Here is an 18,653-nt window from a genome sequence, read left to right on the forward strand (position 1 = left end):
ATGAAATTCCGCCTGCTCGTCCTACCGCTCACGCTGGCCGCGGCCTTCATGGCTTCGTCCGCTGCCCACGCGCAGGACATCCAGAGCCGCACCATCCGCTTCGGTCACCTCACCCCGGTCGGCCATCCCATCAGCGACGGCGTGCGGCGCTTCGCCGAAATCGTTTCGCAGAAAAGCGGCGGCAAGATGGTGGTGAAGGAGTTCGCCGCGTCGGTGCTGGGTGGCGAACTGCAGCAGCAGGCCGCCGTGCAGGGTGGTGTGCAGGAGATGTTCACCCCGGCCACCACCACCGCAGCCGCGCTGGTCAAGGAGTTCGGCATCCTCGACGCGCCGTTCTCGATCACCAACGCCCAGCAGGCCGACGCACTGCTGCAGGGTCGCTTCGGCAAGGCCCTGCTGGACCGTCTGCCCGAAAAGGGCATCGTGGGCTTGGACTACTGGGAGACCGGTTTCCGCAACTTCACCAACAGCCGCAAGCCCATCCTCGCCGCTGACGATGTGAAGGGCCTGAAGATCCGCGTGATGGCCAACCCGGTGTTCGTCGAGAGCTTCGGTGCGCTCGGCACCAACCCCGTGCCCATGGCGTTTGGCGAGCTGTACGGCGCGCTGGAGTCCAGGGCCCTGGACGCGCAGGAGAACCCCTACACCATCATCCTGTCGAACAAGTTCTACGAAGTGCAGAAGTTCGTGAGCGTGACCAATCACGTTTACACGGCCAACCTCATCGAGGTGAGCAAGAAATTCTGGGACAGGCTCTCGCCCGCCGAGCAGAAGATTCTGCAGGATTCCGCGCGCGAAGCCGGCGTCTACCAGCGCAAGGTGAGCCGCGATTCGGCCCAGCAAAGCCGCGCGGAACTCGAAGCCAAGGGCATGAAGGTCAACGAGGTGCCTCCTGCCGAACTGGCGAAGATGCGGCAGTCCACGGTGCCGGTGATCGAGAAATTCGCCGCCAGCTACGACCCCGCGCTGATGAAGATCTACCGCGAGGAGATGGACAAGATCCACGCCAACCGTTGAATCGCCGCGCGCGCTCCCACTCAGTCGGCGCGCGTCGCCGGCTCGATGAGGAAGCTCAGTCCATAGGTGCGCGCCTGCATGCCGGAGACGTCGGCCACGTGGGCGTGCAGCGCCTTCACGATCCCGTCCAGGTGCTCGAGCAGCGCGCCCGCATTGGCCGACTCCACCAGCAACACGTGGTCGTCGGCGCTCTCGTGTGCGTTCGCCGCGCGCAGTTCGCGCTCGCGCGTGGTCGTGGCCGCCACCGCCGCTTCGGGCGTGCCGAGGTGGCAAGCGGTCACCACGGTGTTCTGCAACAACGCATCGCACAAAGCCTGACCCGCCTGTTCCACCGGTCCGACCGGCGCACGGAACCGCAGCGTGGCCAGCGACCCTCCCACATGCCCACCCGCGGTGCCCACGGTGCGGCAACCCATGCGCAGGAAGTTCGTCAGGCAGGGCATGATGCGCTGCGTGAGGGGCGTCGGGTGGTTCAGGCGCTGCAGGTACGCCGCGCCTGTCAGCACGGCGGCGTCGCGCGTTTCGTAGCAGTTGAAATAGCGGTGCGGTCCGTCGTCGAGGGCGATGTAGCGCCGACCTCGCAGGAAGCCCGGAACACCCACGCGCTCGATCATGTGTTCGTGCGTGAGCCAGGCGTCGTATTCGGTGGGCGTGATGCCCTCGATGTCGTTCCAGATGGCGAGGAAAGAGGTGCCGCGAAATGCCATGTCCATGGTCTCCTTCGGTCTGACCATAACATTGACCACGGTTTTGTGATCGCAGTCTGAGAAAGGGAACCCATGCAAAAACTGATCGACGGCTACTGCCGACTGCTGAACTTCCTTTGCGCCCTGGCGCTTGCCGCGATGGTGGTGCTCGTCTTCGGCAACGTGGTTCTGCGCTACGCCTTCAACTCCAACATCGCCGTGTCCGACGAGATGTCGCGCTGGCTGTTTGTCTGGCTCACTTTCCTGGGAGCCATCGTGGCGCTGAAGGAACACGGCCACCTCGGCACGGATGTGCTGGTCTCGCGCCTGCCGCGCACGGCGCGCAGGGTCTGCCTGTTCATGGCGCAGGCGCTCATGCTCTGGGCCACCTGGCTGCTGCTCTCGGGCAGCCTGACTCAGGCCCGCATCAACTGGGACTCGGTCGCCCCCGTCACCGGGCTGTCCATGGCCCTCTTTTACGGATCAGGCGTGGTCTTTGGCGTCTCCGCCATGGCGCTGCTGCTGCGCGAGATGTGGCGCACCGCCACGGGCACCGCCACCGATGAAGAACTGGTGATGGTGGCCGAGTCCGAAGAACTCGCCCACCCCGAGCCGGCGAACCGCCGCTGAACCCAGGGGAACTCCATGACCGTTTCCATCTTCATCATCTCCCTGCTGGCCGCCATGCTGATCGGCGTGCCGATCGCCTATGCGCTGCTGCTCTCGGGCGTCGCACTGATGTGGCACCTCGACCTGTTCGACGCGCAGATCCTGGCGCAGAACGTCATCAATGGCGCCGACAGTTTTCCCTTGCTGGCCGTGCCCTTCTTCATGCTCGCGGGCGAGATCATGAACGTCGGCGGCCTCTCGCAGCGCATCGTCAACCTGGCGCTGGCGCTGGTGGGTCACCGGCGCGGCGGTCTGGGCTACGTGGCCGTGCTCGCGGGTTGCCTGATGGCGGCCCTCTCCGGCTCTGCGGTGGCCGACACCGCCGCGCTCGCCGCGCTGCTGCTCCCCATGATGGTCAAGGCCGGGCATGACAAGGGCCGGGCCGGTGGGCTGATTGCGTCGGCAGGCGTCATCGCACCGGTGATCCCCCCTTCCATCGCGTTCATCATCTTCGGCGTGGCAGGCAACGTGTCCATCGGCAAGCTCTTTCTCGCCGGTATCGTGCCGGGCCTGCTCATGGGCGCTGCCATCGCACTGACCTGGTACATCGTGGCGAGACGCGAGAACGTGACGCCACCGCCCAAGGCCACCTCGGCCGAGCGCTGGCGCGCTTTCCGGGAGTCCACCTGGGCATTGATGCTCCCGGTGATCGTGCTCGTGGGCCTGAAGTTCGGCGTTTTCACACCCACCGAGGCCGCGGTGGTGGCGGCCGTCTACGCGCTCTTCGTGGCCACCGTGGTGTACCGCGAGCTGCACTGGTCAAAGCTGTACGGCGTGTTCGTGGCAGCCGCGCGCACCACCGCCATCGTGATGTTCCTGATCGCCGCCGCCATGGTCTCGGCCTGGCTCATCACGGTGGCCGACATTCCGGGCCAGGTGGTGGCCATGCTGGAGCCCTTCATGGACAACCAGACACTGCTGCTGGTGATGATCATGCTGCTGGTGATCGTGGTGGGCACCGCCATGGACATGACACCCACCATCCTGATCCTCACGCCGGTGCTCATGCCGGTGGTCAAGGCCGCCGGCATCGACCCGGTCTACTTCGGCGTGCTGTTCATCATGAACAACGCCATCGGCCTGGTCACACCGCCGGTGGGTGTGGTGCTCAACGTGGTGGCGGGTGTCGGCAAGATGAAGCTGGACGAAGTCACGCGCGGCGTGTGGCCGTTCATGCTGGCGCAGTTCGCTGTGCTCTTCCTGATGATCCTCTTCCCCTGGATCGTGACGGTGCCCGCCAGGTGGCTCGCGGGCTGATGCGCCCGCGCAGGCTCAGGCGAAGACGGCAGGCTGTACGTTCATGAGTGCGGTGCGCATGAAGCCGCCGTCCACGATGATGTCCTGCCCGTTCATGTAGGACGCGGCGTCGCTGGCCAGGAAGGCGATCGCATCGGCGATGTCTTCCGGACGGCCGATGCGGCCGGTGGGCACCACCTTGATGCGGCCCTGGTGGAGTTTTTCGTTCTGGTAGAAGTGCTCGGACATCGGGGTGCGGATCATCCCCGGGCTCACCGAGTTGGCCCGCACGCCACGCGGCCCCCACTCCACCGCCATCTGGTGCGTGAGACCCAGCACGCCGGCCTTGCTGGGCCCGTAGGGTCCGATGTCGTTGGGCACGCGTGCCCCGATGGAGGCGATGTTGATGATGGCGCCGTTCTTCTGCGCCAGCATCATGCGAACCAGGTGCTTGGCGCACAGGAAGGAGCCCCGCAGGTTGACGCCCATGACCTTGTCCCAGGTGGCCACCGGCAGCTCTTCCAGCGGCACCACGGGCGCCATGATGCCGGCGTTGTTGACCAGGATGTCGCATCGACCGAACCTGTCCCTCACCTGGGCGGCCATGGCCTCAATGGCGGCCTCGTCGGTCACATCGCAGGCCAGCGACAGGGCGGCCAGCGGATTCTCCGGCGCCTTCATGTCGACCGTGACCACGCTCGCGCCCATGCCGTGCAGGCGAGTGACCATGGCGCCGCCCAGGCCGCCGCCGGCCCCCGTGACGACGGCCACGCGCCCCTGAAGAGAGGCTTTGTCGAAAGTGGTGTGCGAGTTCATGGTGTCGGTGTCTCCTGGGTTGAGGTGGGTGACTGTCCGCCGGCAAGAAAATGCCGGGCGAAGAATTGCCGGGCGGCCTCGGCGGCGTGACGCGCGCGCAGCGCGGGTGAGAGGTCGGCGTGCTGTATGGCGGGCGTTTCCAGTTCCAGTTCGGCGTCGGGCGGCAGTGCGTCGACCAGGCCGGCCAGGTCGAGCCCGCCATCGCCGAGCAACCTGCGCCCGGCCATCGCCTCGTTGAACAGGGTGTCGCCCTCGGCGAGCTTTTCAGGCGCATCGCACAGTTGCGTGAGGTACACGAGCGATGGGTCGAGGGCCGCCACGTCTCGCGCCGTCGCCCCCGAGCGTGCGAGGTGCAGCGCGTCCACCAGGATGCCGACGTTGCCAGCGCCGGTGGCGGCAATGAGATCCACCGTCTGCGCGAGCGTCCTGAGTTCGCTCATGGGCATGAATTCGAGCGCGATGCGCACGCCAGCCTCGCGCGCGGCGGCGGCGTAATCGCGCACCAGCGCAGCCACACGGGGCTGGTCGCCATCGAAGCAACCCTGCAGGATCAGCGGTGCGCCCACCGCCTTCGCGGCGGACACGTTGGCGAGCAAATGCTCCAGTTTCACCTGCGGCGAAATGTAGTAGCCGCTGATGCTGGAGAGGCGCACGCCGCGCTGCGCGGCGACGCGGCGAATCTCTTCGAACGCGTCGGGCCGGCCATCCACCGAAGCCCACGCATCGCCTGGATAACGCCCGCTGATGCGCGGGCCCGCCGCGCCGAAGCCGGCATCTGCCGCGGCGTGGATCACGTCCAGCGGCGCGGCCTGCGCACCGAGCGTGAGGAAGCCCAGCGTCAGCGCTCCAACGTCGCGGTGCCTCGGGTTCACGACGGCAGCACCTTGTGTTGCTGCAACTCGTGCAGGCGTTGCACGAACATGCGGTCGGTCTCGATGCAGTCGTGGAACCCGGCGCGCCGGATCTTGCCGGTCTCGAGCAGCACGTCGTGCGACATGCGCAGCATGTAGTCGACCCAGGCCCAGTTGACGATGCGGTTGATGTCGATCCTGCGCAGCCCCTGGCGCTCGGTGATGCGGTCCCACAGCGCCTGCTGGTCGGGCATCACGTCCACCAGCGGCATGGTCTTGGGTTCGGCCCATTCCATGCCCAGGCCCTGGGCGATCACCGGCCACGTGTTCCGCCAGCGCGCCGGGTCGCCGTTGCTCACGTTGAAGGCCTGGTTGTCCGCGGCGTCCGAGAGGGCGGCCCAGCTCGCGGCCGATCCGATGATGTGGGCGTCGGCGATCTGGTGCAGCGCGTCGTAGGCGCCCGCGCTGCCAGGGAATCGCAGCGGCAGGCCCATCTCCTTGCTGATGGCCGCGTAGATGCCTACGCCCATCACCAGGTTCATGGGGTTGCCGACGGCAAAGCCCGAGACGAACGGCGGAATGAGATTGACCCAGGTCCAGCGCTGTCCTTGCTGCGCCTGCCGCAGGAAGTCCTCCTGGTCGTAATAGAAGTTGGGCGGCAACTGACGCGGATCGGTTTCGCGGCACGGCGTCTTTGACTGGCCCCACTGGATGCCATAGAACTTCGCGCCGGTGGTCAGCACCACCTTCTCCAGCGCGGGCGCCACGGCGCTCACGGCTTCCACCAGGTTGCGCAGCATGGCCAGGTTCGGCGCGACCTCTGCGGCCCGGCTGGCCGCCTGCTGGTAAGCCGTGAAGAACACGTGCGTGATGTCGGTGTGACGGGCCAGCACCTCCCGGCACGCTTTGGGGTCCATCAGGTCCAGCGCGATGCCTTCGGTGCCTTCGATGTCGCCACCGCCGGAGCGCGACGCGCAGAGCACGCGCCAGCCATCGGCCACCAGGCGCTGGGTCACGCCGATGCCGACGATGCCGCTGGCGCCGGCCACGAGGGCCACCGAACGAGAGGAAGATGCAGTTGACATGGTTGTTTTCATTTCAGGGAGTGAGCGAGGCGGCGTGCGCAGCGACCCGGTAGCCGAAGACCATGGCAGGGCCGATGGTCGCGCCCGGCCCGGGATAGGTGCCCCGCATGAGCGAGGCGGCGTCGTTGCCGCAGGCGTAGAGCCCGGCGATGGGCCGGCCTTCGGCATCCAGCACCTGGCCGTGCTCGTTGGTGGCCAGCCCGGCGTCGGCCGCTGCGTCACCGGGCCACAGCGCCATGGCGCAGAACGGCGCCTGCGCGATCGGGCCCAGGCAGGGGTTGGGCTGGTGTTCGGGATCGCCGTTGAACCGACTCACCTCGGTGGCGCCCTTGCCGAAGTCGCTGTCCACGCCGGTGACGGCGTAGGCGTTGTTGCGGGTCACGCTGTCCTTGAGCCCGGCCGCGTCCACGCCAATGCTGCGCGCCAGAGCGTCCAGCGTGTCACCCACGTGCAGGTACCCGCTTTTCACGTGCGGCGCCAGGTTCGTGGTGCCGGGGTAGATCAGGCCCAGCCCGTACTTCGACACGAACGTGGCATCGCACACCAGCCAGGCCGGAATGGCCGGCGTGGTGGCGTGGCGCCTGATCATGTCTTCACAGAAGTAGTGGTACGAGGCGCCCTCGTTGGTGAAGCGCTGGCCTGCGCTGTCCACCGCGATGAGCCCCGGCTTGGCGCGGTCCAGGAAGAGGTGCGGAAAGAGGCCGGTTCCACCCTCGGCGCCGGGCGTGACCGACACCGGTTGCCACAACACACCGGCTCCATCGGGCGTGCGATCGATCGCGGCACCGGCGAGCTCGGCCGCTCGCACGCCACCACCCTGGTTGCCTTCAAAGATCAGCGACGGCCAGCGGTCGTGCCCGGGCGCCATCCAGCGTTTGCGCAAGGCCGGGTTGCGTCCGATGCCTCCGGTGGCGAGCACCACACCCCGACGCGCCTTCACCTCGACGAGTTCGCCCGTGGCGAGCTTGAAGCGCGCGCCGGCGACGCGGTCATCCGTCTGCAGCAGCGACTCGATCTGAGCGCCAAAGGCCACGGACGTTCCCGCATCGCGCAAGCTGGCGAAAAGCCGAGCCACCAGCGCATTGCCCATCACCAGCCGCGTGCCGCGCGCATGGCGCAGCCGGTCCGATGCGTAGCGCAGCACCAGGCCCGCACTGTGCTTGAAACTCGCCCAGGAGCGGAAACGCCCGAGCAGGTGACCGATGTCGGCCTTGCCGACCATCATGCCGCCCAGCACCATGAACTCCTTCATGGGCGCACGGATGCGGTGGAATTCGTCGCCCAGCAGGCGGCCGTCGTAGGGCAGCGGCGCGAGCGCGCGTCCGGCCACGCGTGAGCCGGGAATGTCCACGTAGTCCGGGTGCTTTCCCGCTGCCATGAACTTCACCTGGGTTCGCTGCACGATCTCGTCGATGATGCGCGGCCCGCTCTCGAGGTAGACCTCGCGCAGACGACGCAATTCGCCGGAGGGCACCAGGCCATCGAGGTACTGCATGCCCGCCTCGATGCTGTCCTCGAAGCCTGCTGCCTTGCCCAGGTTGTTGTTGGGGACCCAGATCGTGCCAGCCGCGGTGGCCGTGGTGCCGCCCACCTGCTCGGTGCCTTCGCACAGCAGCACGTCGAGCCCGGCGAGGCTGCCCATCACAGCGGCCGTCATGCCGCCGGCACCGGCGCCGACGACCAGCAGATCGACTTCTTTCTTCATGGAGGACGCGCGGCTCACGGTGTCATTTCCCAGGTTGTCGGAGGATGAGGTGTTTGGTTGGACCATAGGATACTATCGCGAATTATCTGACCATCGGCACCATCATGAGCACATCCCCTTCCACGCGCCTGCCCGTCGCCGTCATGGGCGCGGGTGCCATGGGTCGCATGCACATCGAACGCATGATGCGCCACCCCGATGTGCGCGTGGCCGCCATCGCAGACCCCACCCCCGCAGCCCGCACACTCGCCGAAAGCCTGGGACTGCCCTGGTTCGCCGACCACCGCGATCTGCTGGAGCAATCGGACGCGCGGGCGGCCATCGTCGCCACGCCCAACGACACGCACGCCGAGGTCGGCATCCACTGCATCGAGCGCGGCCTGCCGGTGCTGATGGAAAAGCCCGTGGCCGATACCCTGGAGAACGCGCAGCGGCTGTGCGAGGCAGGCGAGCGGGCCGGCGTGCCGATCATGGTGGGCCACCAGCGGCGCCACAACCCCATCATCCAGCGCGCCCGCACGCTGGTGAACGACGGCGTGCTGGGGCGACCCATCAGCGTCAATGGCATGGCCACCTGGCTCAAGCCCGACAGCTACTTCGACCTGGCGTGGCGCCGCGAGAAAGGCGGTGGGCCGGTGCTGATCAACCTGATCCACGACCTCGACCTGCTGAGGTTCCTGGTCGGCGAGATCGTGGCTGTGCAGGCCATGACATCGAACACGGTGCGCGGGTTCGAGGTGGAAGACACCGCCGCCGTGCTGCTGCGCTTTGCCAACGGCGCGCTGGGCACGCTCACCGTGTCCGACGCCGCCGTGTCGCCATGGAACTGGGACCTGGCTGCCGGCGAAGCGCCGCACTATGCGCAGGTGTCGGTGGACACCCACTTCCTCAGCGGCACCGAAGGCTCGCTCACACTGCCGCGGCTCAACGCCTGGCGTTTCGACGGCCAACGCGGCTGGCACGAGCCGCTCACACACACGCAGACCATGCTGCACCGCCAGGACCCGTACATGGAGCAGTTGCGCCACGTGCGGGCCGTGGCCGAAGGGCGCGAGCAGCCGCTGTGCTCCGGCGTGGACGGCCTGCGCACGCTGCAGGCGGCGCTGGCGGTGCACGAGGCCGCGGTGGGGGAGAAACAGACGACACTTGAAACCAGAATGCAAGGGTGAGGCGACCATGGATCTCAGACTCAACGGACAGCATGTGCTCATCACCGGCGGCAGCCGCGGCATCGGGCTGGCCTGCGCAGCAGAATTCTTGCGCGAAGGCGCGCGCGTGAGCATCGTGGGGCGCAACGCCGAACACCTCCGGACCGCACAGGCCCGATTGCTCCAGGAAGTGGGTGCCACCGTGTTCACCCACAGCGCAGACCTCAGCGACGCTCAATCCGCACTGGACATGGTGGAGGCGGTCGAGCGCGAGGGCGGCCCGGTCCATGTGCTGGTGAACTCAGCCGGCGCGGCGCGGCTCACGCCCTTCGCAGAACTGAATCCAGCCGCCTGGCAGGCCGCCATGCAGGCCAAGTTCTTCAGCTACATCAACGTCACGGACCCCCTGATCAAGCGCATGGGAGCGCGCGGCCAGGGCGCGGTGGTCAATGTGGTGGGCATGGGCGGCAAGGTCGCCACCATCCACCATCTCGCGGGAGGCTCAGCCAATGCGGCGCTCATGCTGTCCACCGTGGGTATGGCCTCGGCCTATGCGCCGCAAGGGGTGCGCGTCAACGCGGTCAACCCGGCTCTCACGCTCACCGAGCGTGCGGCAGCCAGCATCTCTGCCGACGCGCGGCAGCGGAACGTGCCTGAGGAAGAAGCCATGCGCCAGGCGCAATCGCGCGCGCCACTCGGTCGCCTGGCCCAGCCGCAGGACATTGCGGATGTGGTGGTGTTCCTCGCATCGCCGCGCGCCGCCTACGTCACGGGGATCGTCATGTCGATGGACGGCGCATCCGTTCCCATCGTGGTCTGAGGCAGATCCACGACCATCACCTGCGAGGTCATTGCAGCGCGGCCTGCGCCTGGCGAACATGCCCTGGAAAGCCACTCCCCTTCGGAGCGGCTGAATCCCACAGGAGCATCGCCATGAACGCCTTCGCCATCGCCCACCTCCGATCGGTCAACTGGAACGGGGACGTCGTGTCCTACGTGCGCCAGATCGACGAAACCCTGACCCCGTTTGGTGGGGTCTTCCGCATCCACGGCGCCAACCCGGAGGTGACCGAGGGGGAACTGCCCGGCCACATCGTGCTGATCGAGTTCCCGTCGATGGACATGGCCAGGGCCTGGTACCACTCCGAGGCGTACCAGGCCATCCTTGCGCTCCGCACACGCCACAGCGAAGGCTTTGCGGCGCTCATCGAGGGACTGCCCGAAGGCTACAGGGCGGTGGATCTGCTGGCCAAGTACTGAGCAGCGATCGCTACACCACCAGGTGCGCCTCCAGCGCCTCGCGCGCCAGGGTGGACACGGCGCCCTGCAGCACGCAATCGCCATGGTCGAGCACCAGCACATCGTCGGCCACGCTCATCAGGAACGACAGGTTCTGCTCCACGACGATGAAGGCTGCACCCGCTTCGTCGCAACGCTGGCGCAGCAGCGCGGCCATGCGTTCGATGTTCTCGGGTTGCACGCCTTCGGTGGGCTCGTCCATCAGACTGAGGTCGGCGCGCAGGCCCAGCGTCCTGGTGAACGACAACAGCTTGCGTTCGCCGCCACTGAGCGAGCCCGCACGCTGTCCCATGCGTTCGGCCAGCCGCGGGAACTGCGCCAGCAGCGCGGCGTAGCGATCGCCCTGCCGTTCAGGCAGGTGAAGCCACAGGTTTTCCTGCACGCTGAGTTCGGCAAACACCACTTCCTCCTGCGGCGCATAGGCAATGCCCTGCGCCAGCCGGCGATGGGGTGCCACGCCGCGCAGGTCGCGTCCTGCCCATTGCACCTGCCCGCCGGCCAGGGGCAGGAACCCGGCGAGCGCGCGCAACAACGTGGTCTTGCCCACGCCGTTGCGGCCCAGGACACCGAGCACACGACCCGGGGCCACGCGCCCGCTCACGCCGCGCAGCACCATCGTGTCGCCATAGCCGCAGACGATGTTCTCGAACACCAGCTCCTTCACTTTCGTCCTCCGGCATAGACCGCGCGAACCGCCGGATCGGCCTGGATGTCCGAAAGGCTGCCTTGCGCGAGCAGTTGTCCCTGGTGGAGCACGAACACATCGCCACCGATGGCCGCCACGGCGCTGATGTCGTGCTCGATCACGAGCGCGGCGGCGTCCAGCGCCGCCACCGCGACACGGATCACGTCGATCATCTGGTGCGTCTCGGCTGGCGACAGGCCCGCGCACGGTTCGTCCAGCAGCACCAGGCGCGGCTCGGGCAACACGGTCATGACGAACTCGAAAGCCTGCCGCTGGCCTTGCGACAGGCTGCCGGCGGGTTCCTCCAGCCGCTCTCCCAGCGCAGGAAAGCGCAGCAGCAGTTGGTCCTGCAACGCGCTGTGCCAGGCCAGCGGTGCCCGAGTGAGCGACATCCAAGGCCGCAGGCGCGAAGCCCACAGCGCAATGGCCAGGTTCTGCCGCACCGTGAGCGCACCGAACACCGAGGGAATCTGCATCTTGCGGCCAACGCCCTGCCGCGCCACACGCCAGGCCGTGGCACCGGTGATGTCGGTGCCATCCAGCACGATGCGGCCGGTCCGCACGGGCAGACGCCCGGTCATGGCGTTGAAGGTGGACGTCTTGCCTGCGCCGTTCGGCCCAATGACACAACGGATGCCCGGGCCCTGCATCCCCAGCGTGAGTCCATCCAGGATCTTCACCCCGCCCTGCCCGCACGCCACACTTTCGAAAGACAGGCTCAACCCGCGCCCGGCCCTGGGCAACGCTGGTGCATCGCGTGCCGCGCCTGGCGTGTCGCGTTCCTTGCGGAAGAAGCGCACGCCCAGGCCGGCCACGCCGTCGGGCAGGAAACGCACCACCCCAATGAAGAGCAGACCGACCAGGACTTCCCAGTAGCTGAAGTGGTCGCGCAGTTCGCTGGACGCATAGCCCACCAGCACGGCGCCGAGCAGTGCACCCAGTGGGCTGGCCTTGCCGCCCACTGCCGCCCAGATGACGAACTCGGTGGACAGCACGAAGCCCATGGTGAGGGGCGTGACGATGCCTTGATGCGCCGCAAACAGCGCGCCAGCGCCAGCGGCGAGCAGCGCCGAGAGCGCATACGCGTTGGCCTTCATGCGGTCCGTCGCAAAGCCGAAGAGTTGAAGGCGGTCTTCGTTGAGTGCAATGGCGCTCCACAACACACCGAGCGGGCGGCGGTACAGCAGGCCGAGCAACGTGGTGCTGGCCACCGCGCAAGTCGCAATCAACCAGTACAAGGTGCTGTAGCGCTCGGTGCCCGGCAGGTCCGGGATGCTGGCCATGCCGTTGAAGCCACCGGTGAGTTCGCTCCACTGCTGCGCAGCCAGGAAACCCAGCATGGTCATGGCCAGCGTGATGAGCGAGAAGAACGGACCGCTTCGGTGGCTGCGCGCGAAGATGAGCCGTGCGACCAGATACGCCAGTGCGGCCGGCAACAGCAAGGCCAGTGGCAACGCGGCCAGCCACGCACTCTGCTGCTCCGCCGCCTTGAGCGTGCCGCCCGCGAGGTAGGCGCCCAGGCCGAAAAACAGCGCATGCCCCAGCGGCAGGAAGCCCAGCCGACCCCAGCACAGCGCCACGCCCTGCGTGGCGATGCCGTAGATGAGGAAGAGCGCGATCTGGTAGGCAACGAACTCGTTGCTCGCGAACGGCAACGCCGTGAGTGCGACAGCCAGCGCCAGGGGCGCCGCCAGGGGCTTGGCAAGGATCACGGTGTCAGCGGCGCCCGAAGAGCCCCTGCGGACGCAGCCACAGGAACAGGATGGAGAGCACCAGCACCACGGCGTAGCCGCTGGTCTGGCCTGCGATGCTGCTCATGACCGCCTGTGATCCGCCGATCACGCCCACGCCGCCGGCAAAGCCGCCCAGCGTGCCGAGACCGCCGACCACGAGCACGAAGAAAGCGTCGAGCAGGTAGTCGACCCCGATGCCGGGCTCGATGCGCACCAGTGGCGCCAGCAACACGCCCGAAGCACCCGCCAGCACCACGCCGATGACGAAGGCCTGCGATGCCAGCCGCTGCGTGTCGATGCCCAGCGCCTGCGCCAGCACCGGGTTGCTCGTCATGGCGCGCACGCGCAGGCCCGCCGCGCTGCGCCGGTACCAGAAGAACAAGGCCACCAGCAAGGCCACGGCCAGCGCAATGAGCACGAGCCGGTACGCCGGGTACTCGATGCCACCGAATTGCATGGGCACGCCGAGCTGGCTCTCCACGTTGCGGTAGCCCTTGCCGTAGATGGCCTCCACCAGCTTGCGCAGCAGCATGGCCAGGCCCCAGGTGGCCAGCAGCATGTCGAACGGCCGCGCGTACAGCGGGCGGATCAGCCAGCGTTCCACCACCAGGCCCAGCGCGCCGCACACCAGCACCGCCAACGGAAACGCCGTGAAGATCGGCCAGCCCCAGGCCTGCACCGTGACGACCGAGTAGGCGCCGATCATCACGAACTCGCCGTGGGCCATGTTCATCACGCCCAGCAGGCCGAACACCACGGCCAGGCCCAGTGTGGTGAGCCCGAGCGTGGCGAGCTCGTAGGCGATGTTCAGGCCGTGCAGCAGCCAGCTTCCCTCCATCGCCAGGTCACACCTTGCAGGTCTGGCCCGAGCCGATGCGCGGGAAGGTCTTGATCACCCTGAAGCCCTTGTCGTTCACATCGGCGAGGTAGATGTCCTGGTCCACGTGGCGCGCGCGCATGGTCACGGCTCCGCGTGGGCCGTTGTAGCTGGCGCCCTGGCTGGCCACGTCCATGGCCTTCGCATCCAGGGCCTTGGCCTTGGTGGCCACGGCATCGAGCATCAGGAAGCCCTCGTACACCGACTCAGCCAGGCCGTTGAGCGCAGGCGCCTGCGCACCGAAGCGCTTGAAGTAGGCATCGGAGAACGCCTTGGCGGCGGGCGTGGTGATGTTGGCAAAGTAGCCCGCGCTCGAGTACAGGTTGCGCGCGCTGGCCACGCCGATGCCGGCCAGCGTGTTCTCTTCGATCAGTGTGCCCAGGCGAATCGCCTTGTCGGCCAGGCCGAAACTGGCAAAGGCCTTGTTGAAGCCGACCGAAGCGCCACCCACCAGCGAGACCAGCACCGCATCGGCACCGCTCTCACGGATGCGCGCGAGGCTCGAGTCGAAGTTGTCGGCAGTGAACGGAAGGTACTCATCCCCCACGACCTGCGCACCGGTCTTGGTGATGTAGCCCTTGGCCACGGCGTTGGTCGTGCGGCCCCAGATGTAGTCGTTGCCGATCATGTACCACTTGGTGGGCTTGCGCTCTGCGGCCAGCCAGGGAATGACGGGCTCGAGCTGTTGCTGCGGCGTCTCGCCGTTCACGTAGGTACCGGCCGCGCATTCACCGCCCTCGTACACCGGCGTGTAGAAGTAGGGCACCTGCGCCTTGAACAGGCCCACCAGCGCGCCGCGCACGGCGCTGTCGTGCATGCCGATGAAGGCTTGTGCGCCGGAGCCCTTCCACAGCTTGAGCGCGGCCTGCGACGCCTCGGCCGGCGGCAGGCCCGCATCGCCAAACAGCAGAGAGATCTTGCGACCCAGCACGCCGCCTTTCGCGTTCAGCGTTTCAGCGGCGAGTTCGGCACAGGCCTTGGACGACGGGCCGAACAAACCGGCAGGCCCGCTCTGCGGCAGCATCACCGCCACTTTCAGGTCGGACTGGGCAAACGCGGGCGCGACGCCCAGCGTGGCGACAGTGGAACTGCCGGCGATGGCGCCGGTGTACTTCACGAATTGACGACGGTCCATGGAAAGGCTCCTGGTTGGGTGGCGAAGATCAGGCGGACAAAGGGGCGAAGGGGGCAAGGGGAGCGGGTGGCAGCAGCGCTTCGATGGCCGCGGCAATGCCCAGCAGCGCGCGGTCGCTGCCCGCAGGGCCATCGAGTGCGATGCCCACGGGCAAACCATCGCTCTGGCCGGCAGGCAGCGTCACGCCGGGAATGGCGGCGTTGCTGCCCGGGTCGGTGTTGCGGATGAAGGTACCGAAGGTGGGACCGCGAACGCCATTGAGTTCGACGGTTTCGTCTTCGCCGATGGGCCGCGCGGTGAGCACGGTGGTGGGGAACACCAGCGCTGCGACGCCGGATTTTTCGAATGCACTGGCATAGATCGCCTGCAGGCGACTTCGCGCGGCCAGCGCGTCCTGGTACACGGCTTCGGGCATGGCGCCCTCACCCAGCAGACCGGGCACCATGCCGGCCACGTCGGGGCTGCGCACGTCGGCCACCAGCTGCTCCAGCGTGATGCCGCGGCTGGCTTCCTTCAGGTAGGCCCGCATGTCGCGCACGAATTCGTACAGCGCCACCGGAAAGCTCGCTGCGGCGTTGGCCTCCTGCAGGCCGGGCAGCTCCACTTCTACCAGCACCACGCCAGCGGTGCGCAGCGCCTCCAGCGTGCGCAGGCCCACCTGCTCCACGCCAGGCTCCAGGTTGTCCCAGTACCCGGCGCCGGGAATGCCCAGCCGCAGGCCGCGCAGGGCGGGCACGTTCAACGGCGTGGCGTCCCCGGTCAGCACCTCGTCCAGCAGCGCACAGTCGAGGATGCTGCGGGCCATGGGGCCGGCAGTGTCGCGCGTGGTGGAAATGGGCGCGATGCCGGTACCGGGCACCCGGCCCACCGTGGGACGCAACCCGGCCAGGCCGCAAAGGGCTGAGGGCACGCGCACAGAACCACCGGTGTCGGTCCCGATCGCCGCGGGCACCATGCCGGCGGCCACCACCACGCCGCAGCCGCCGCTGCTGCCACCCGGGATGCGCGAAGGGTCCCAGGGGTTGTGCGCTGCACCGGTCACTGCGTTGTTCGTCGTGATGCCGAAGGCGAGTTCGTGCATGTTGGTCTTGCCGGTGATCAGCGCACCGGCCGCGCGCAGGCGACGCACCAGTTCGGCGTCCTGCACCGGGTGCAGGCCGTGCAGGGCTCCTGTTCCGGCGCCGCAGGGCCAGCCGACGGCGTCGATGTTGTCCTTGAGTGCGATGGGAATGCCCAGCAGCGGGAGGTCTTCGCCCGCGGCGATGCGCGCGTCGGCCGCTCGCGCCTGTTCCCGCAGCGCTTCGGCATCGAAGGCCACGTAGCCATTGAGCGCTGCGCCCGCCTCCGTGCGGGCGATCAGGGCATCGACGAGTGCCAGGCTGCTGAGCGTGCGCGCCTGGAGCTGACGTCGCAAGGCGACCACGCCCTGCCCGATGAGATCCTGATCCGACATGTGTGCGACTCCAGAAAGGGACTTGAATGCACGCAGCGTAGGTGGCGGTGCCCGTGCGCACACCTATCAGGATTGCTAGGGGTACCAGCCGTCGCGCGGGGGCGGGAAAGACCCGATGCGGGCTGCGCACGTTTATTGCTTCACTCTAGGCATGCACCTGTCCACCTCCCAGACGCGCGCGCTGCGCGATGTGATGCGCCTGATGGCCGACGCCACCGACGCCGACACCCTGCGCGAACAGCTTGCCCTGCCCATGCTGGACCTCATGGGCGCCGATACCTATGTCTCTTTCGTCTGGAACGGCACGCAGCAACGCTTCGAGCGCGTGAAGTCGATCAACATCTCGCAGGAGAACCTGCGCGCCTGGGACGAGCACTACCGTTTTGTCGACCCGCTGACCTTCCCCATGATGGAAAGGCGCCGCCCCACGGTGGCCACGCAGATCCTGCGCCAGCCCGAGCTGATGCGCACCGAGTTCTTCAACGACTTCCTGCAGCGCGACCGCATGTACTGGGGCGTGAACGTGTACGCCTACGCGGGGGACGAATGCGTGGGCGACCTGCGCATCTGGCGCCAGCACCACCGCGGCAACTTCGACAGCAACGAGATCGAGGTGCTGCGCATGGTGGAACCCGCACTGGCCGCCGCGCTCGCGCGGCTGCGCTGGCAATCGCACCTCGCGCCCCCACCCGCCGAAGACGAACGCGCCGAAGACCTGCTGCAACGACACGCGCGCCTGAGCCAGCGAGAAGCCGAAGTGGCCTGGCTGGTGGCCTGCGGCTGCCCCGACAAGCTCATCGCCCAGCGCCTGTCGGTGGGCCATCCCACGGTGCGCTTTCATCTGGCGAACGCCTTCCGCAAGTTCCAGACCGACAACCGCGCCCAGCTCGCGGCGCGGGTGCAAGCGGTGCTGGATGCGCACCGGCGCGAGAACGGCGCTGTGGTCAGGGCACAGCAGCCTCACTGATCGTCGGATCGATCGGTAGACTCGTGGCGATGAGCCACGACGACCTTCATCTCAAATACCAGCTCACGCCCGTCATCAATGCGGCAGGCAGCTTCACGCCACTGGGGGTGTCCCGATCTTCGGAGCACGTGGCACACAGCGTGGCACAAGCGTTGCGCAGGTTCTTCGTCGTGGAAGAGCTCCAGCAACTGGCCTCGCAAAGGCTCGCATCGTGGGCAGGCTGCCAGGCGGGCGCGGTGACCCACTGCGCATCGGCCGCCATCACCCAGGCGGTGGCGGCGTGCATCGCAGGTACCGACGGCGCGGTGGTGGGCTCGCTGCCCGAGACAGGTGAGCGTCCCAACTTGGTGGTGATTCCCGAGGGCCACTGCGTGAACTACGGCCACCCGATCGAGACCGACATCCGCCTGGCCGGTGGCCGCGTTCTGAAAGCCGGCGATCGCACGTCGCTCCCTGTGAACGAACTGGAGCGCTGCCTCGATGCACCCGGGGTGTGCTGCCTGTTGCTCGTGTCCTCCCGACTGACTTCGTTTCACCATCTCGATCTCGCCAGTGCGGTCTCGACCGCCAGGGCAAGAGGCATCCCGACCGTCATCGACGGCGCTGCGCAGGATCTGCGCGTGCAAACCTTGCTAAACACCGGAGCCGACGCCGTGCTGCTGAGCGCCCACAAGTACCTGGCCTCCCCCACCGCCGGCGTGGTGCTGGGCACGCACGCGTTCGTGGAGGCATTCAGGGCACAGGAACGCGGCATCGGCCGCGCCATGAAGGCCAGCAAGGAAGCCATCGTGGGCGTGCTCGCCGCCCTCGAAGATCGGGTCATGCTGGATGGCGATGCATGGAAGCTCGCTCAGCAACGCAAGGTGGATCTGTTGCTGGAGCTTCTGCGACCGAGCTCAGGATTACTTCAAGCCTGGGCGCAGGACGACCCGGCAGGCATGCCTTTCCAGCGCATCAAGCTCTCCATGCCAGGCGGCGCGACAGCGGCTGCGGCGCTGGTGCGCGCCCTCAAAGCCGGTCGACCCAGCATCTGGACGATGGAGCACGCTCTCTATGAAGGCATCGTCCAACTGGAACTGGTGGGCCTGGACGAATCGGAAGTGCGCCTCCTTGCCAGCCGGCTTGTGGAAGCGGTCGGCGAACAGAGCCCACGCTGAAACAAAAAAAGCCGCTGCAAGCAGGACTTGCAACGGCTTCTCGATCTCTGGCGGAGTGGACGGGGCTCGAACCCGCGACCCCCGGCGTGACAGGCCGTAAATACACAGCTCTTATATCTTTGATTTACAATATG

18 protein-coding genes are annotated in these 18,653 nt (G+C 67.4%); 8 read left to right on the forward strand and 10 right to left on the reverse strand.

Annotated elements, in window-relative coordinates; all coding sequences use genetic code 11:
• On the forward strand, positions 1-1,017 hold the full coding sequence (locus ACTIEY_RS01615) for a TRAP transporter substrate-binding protein (RefSeq protein ID WP_439517398.1): 1,017 nt from the start codon (positions 1-3) through the stop codon (positions 1,015-1,017).
• A gap of 20 nt (positions 1,018-1,037) precedes the next feature.
• Here ACTIEY_RS01615 and ACTIEY_RS01620 read toward each other — a convergent pair whose 3' ends face one another.
• Positions 1,038-1,724 carry a hypothetical protein gene (locus tag ACTIEY_RS01620; RefSeq protein ID WP_439517399.1) on the reverse strand — a complete coding sequence of 229 codons (687 nt, stop codon included), beginning with the start codon at positions 1,722-1,724 and terminating at the stop codon, positions 1,038-1,040.
• A gap of 72 nt (positions 1,725-1,796) precedes the next feature.
• On the opposite strand from ACTIEY_RS01620, the gene ACTIEY_RS01625 reads away from it, so the two are divergent.
• Together ACTIEY_RS01625 and ACTIEY_RS01630 are read left to right on the forward strand one after the other, a co-directional pair.
• A complete protein-coding gene (locus ACTIEY_RS01625) occupies positions 1,797-2,333 on the forward strand; it encodes a TRAP transporter small permease (protein ID WP_439517400.1) in 537 nt (178 codons plus the stop codon).
• 15 nt (positions 2,334-2,348) lie between these two features.
• Positions 2,349-3,629 (forward strand): TRAP transporter large permease, encoded by a 1,281-nt coding sequence (locus ACTIEY_RS01630; RefSeq protein WP_439517401.1) that lies wholly within the window; start codon positions 2,349-2,351, stop codon positions 3,627-3,629.
• A 15-nt stretch (positions 3,630-3,644) separates the two neighbouring features.
• Here the strand turns inward: ACTIEY_RS01630 and ACTIEY_RS01635 are convergent, their stop codons facing one another.
• The 4 genes from ACTIEY_RS01635 to ACTIEY_RS01650 are packed head-to-tail and all read right to left on the reverse strand — an operon-like array spanning position 3,645 to position 8,083.
• Positions 3,645-4,424: an SDR family NAD(P)-dependent oxidoreductase gene (locus tag ACTIEY_RS01635; RefSeq protein WP_439517402.1), complete on the reverse strand. Its 780-nt coding sequence runs from the start codon at positions 4,422-4,424 to the stop codon at positions 3,645-3,647.
• Entirely contained in the window at positions 4,421-5,296 is an 876-nt protein-coding gene (locus ACTIEY_RS01640) for a sugar phosphate isomerase/epimerase family protein (protein ID WP_439517403.1), read from the reverse strand. Before ACTIEY_RS01640 ends, ACTIEY_RS01635 begins: the two co-directional genes overlap by 4 nt.
• On the reverse strand, positions 5,293-6,360 hold the full coding sequence (locus ACTIEY_RS01645) for an SDR family oxidoreductase (protein WP_439517404.1): 1,068 nt from the start codon (positions 6,358-6,360) through the stop codon (positions 5,293-5,295). The genes ACTIEY_RS01640 and ACTIEY_RS01645 overlap by 4 nt, the downstream gene beginning before the upstream one ends.
• Positions 6,361-6,373: 13 nt before the next feature.
• Complete coding sequence (locus tag ACTIEY_RS01650) at positions 6,374-8,083, reverse strand: FAD-binding protein (RefSeq protein WP_439517405.1); 1,710 nt, start codon at positions 8,081-8,083, stop codon at positions 6,374-6,376.
• A gap of 86 nt (positions 8,084-8,169) precedes the next feature.
• On the opposite strand from ACTIEY_RS01650, the gene ACTIEY_RS01655 reads away from it, so the two are divergent.
• The 3 genes from ACTIEY_RS01655 (at position 8,170) to ACTIEY_RS01665 (ending at position 10,473) form a co-directional block, all read left to right on the forward strand.
• Entirely contained in the window at positions 8,170-9,234 is a 1,065-nt protein-coding gene (locus tag ACTIEY_RS01655; RefSeq protein WP_439517406.1) for a Gfo/Idh/MocA family protein, read from the forward strand.
• A gap of 7 nt (positions 9,235-9,241) precedes the next feature.
• Complete coding sequence (locus ACTIEY_RS01660; protein ID WP_439517407.1) at positions 9,242-10,033, forward strand: SDR family NAD(P)-dependent oxidoreductase; 792 nt, start codon at positions 9,242-9,244, stop codon at positions 10,031-10,033.
• Positions 10,034-10,146: 113 nt separating this feature from the next.
• Positions 10,147-10,473 (forward strand): DUF1330 domain-containing protein, encoded by a 327-nt coding sequence (locus ACTIEY_RS01665; RefSeq protein WP_439517408.1) that lies wholly within the window; start codon positions 10,147-10,149, stop codon positions 10,471-10,473.
• A gap of 10 nt (positions 10,474-10,483) precedes the next feature.
• On the opposite strand, the gene ACTIEY_RS01670 is transcribed toward ACTIEY_RS01665, so the two are convergent.
• Genes ACTIEY_RS01670 through iaaH form a run of 5 tightly spaced genes read right to left on the reverse strand, consistent with a single transcriptional unit; the run spans position 10,484 to position 16,395 of the window.
• Entirely contained in the window at positions 10,484-11,176 is a 693-nt protein-coding gene (locus ACTIEY_RS01670; protein ID WP_439517409.1) for an ABC transporter ATP-binding protein, read from the reverse strand.
• Positions 11,173-12,909 (reverse strand): branched-chain amino acid ABC transporter ATP-binding protein/permease, encoded by a 1,737-nt coding sequence (locus ACTIEY_RS01675; RefSeq protein WP_439517410.1) that lies wholly within the window; start codon positions 12,907-12,909, stop codon positions 11,173-11,175. Before ACTIEY_RS01675 ends, ACTIEY_RS01670 begins: the two co-directional genes overlap by 4 nt.
• Positions 12,910-12,913: 4 nt before the next feature.
• Positions 12,914-13,768 carry a branched-chain amino acid ABC transporter permease gene (locus ACTIEY_RS01680; RefSeq protein ID WP_439517411.1) on the reverse strand — a complete coding sequence of 285 codons (855 nt, stop codon included), beginning with the start codon at positions 13,766-13,768 and terminating at the stop codon, positions 12,914-12,916.
• Between the two features lie 7 nt (positions 13,769-13,775).
• The gene (locus ACTIEY_RS01685) at positions 13,776-14,942 is read right to left on the reverse strand and encodes a substrate-binding domain-containing protein (RefSeq protein ID WP_439517412.1); all 1,167 of its coding nucleotides are present in this window, start codon (positions 14,940-14,942) and stop codon (positions 13,776-13,778) included.
• Between the two features lie 28 nt (positions 14,943-14,970).
• Positions 14,971-16,395, reverse strand: a complete 1,425-nt coding sequence (iaaH, locus tag ACTIEY_RS01690; RefSeq protein WP_439517413.1) for an indoleacetamide hydrolase — start codon at positions 16,393-16,395, stop codon at positions 14,971-14,973.
• A gap of 151 nt (positions 16,396-16,546) precedes the next feature.
• On the opposite strand from iaaH, the gene ACTIEY_RS01695 reads away from it, so the two are divergent.
• The gene (locus tag ACTIEY_RS01695) at positions 16,547-17,362 is read left to right on the forward strand and encodes a helix-turn-helix transcriptional regulator (protein ID WP_439517414.1); all 816 of its coding nucleotides are present in this window, start codon (positions 16,547-16,549) and stop codon (positions 17,360-17,362) included.
• 29 nt (positions 17,363-17,391) lie between these two features.
• Positions 17,392-18,519: a hypothetical protein gene (locus tag ACTIEY_RS01700; RefSeq protein WP_439517415.1), complete on the forward strand. Its 1,128-nt coding sequence runs from the start codon at positions 17,392-17,394 to the stop codon at positions 18,517-18,519.
• Positions 18,520-18,653 lie beyond the last annotated feature (134 nt).

This window comes from Hydrogenophaga sp. (assembly GCF_051858985.1).
In the GTDB taxonomy this organism is placed as follows: domain Bacteria; phylum Pseudomonadota; class Gammaproteobacteria; order Burkholderiales; family Burkholderiaceae_C; genus Hydrogenophaga.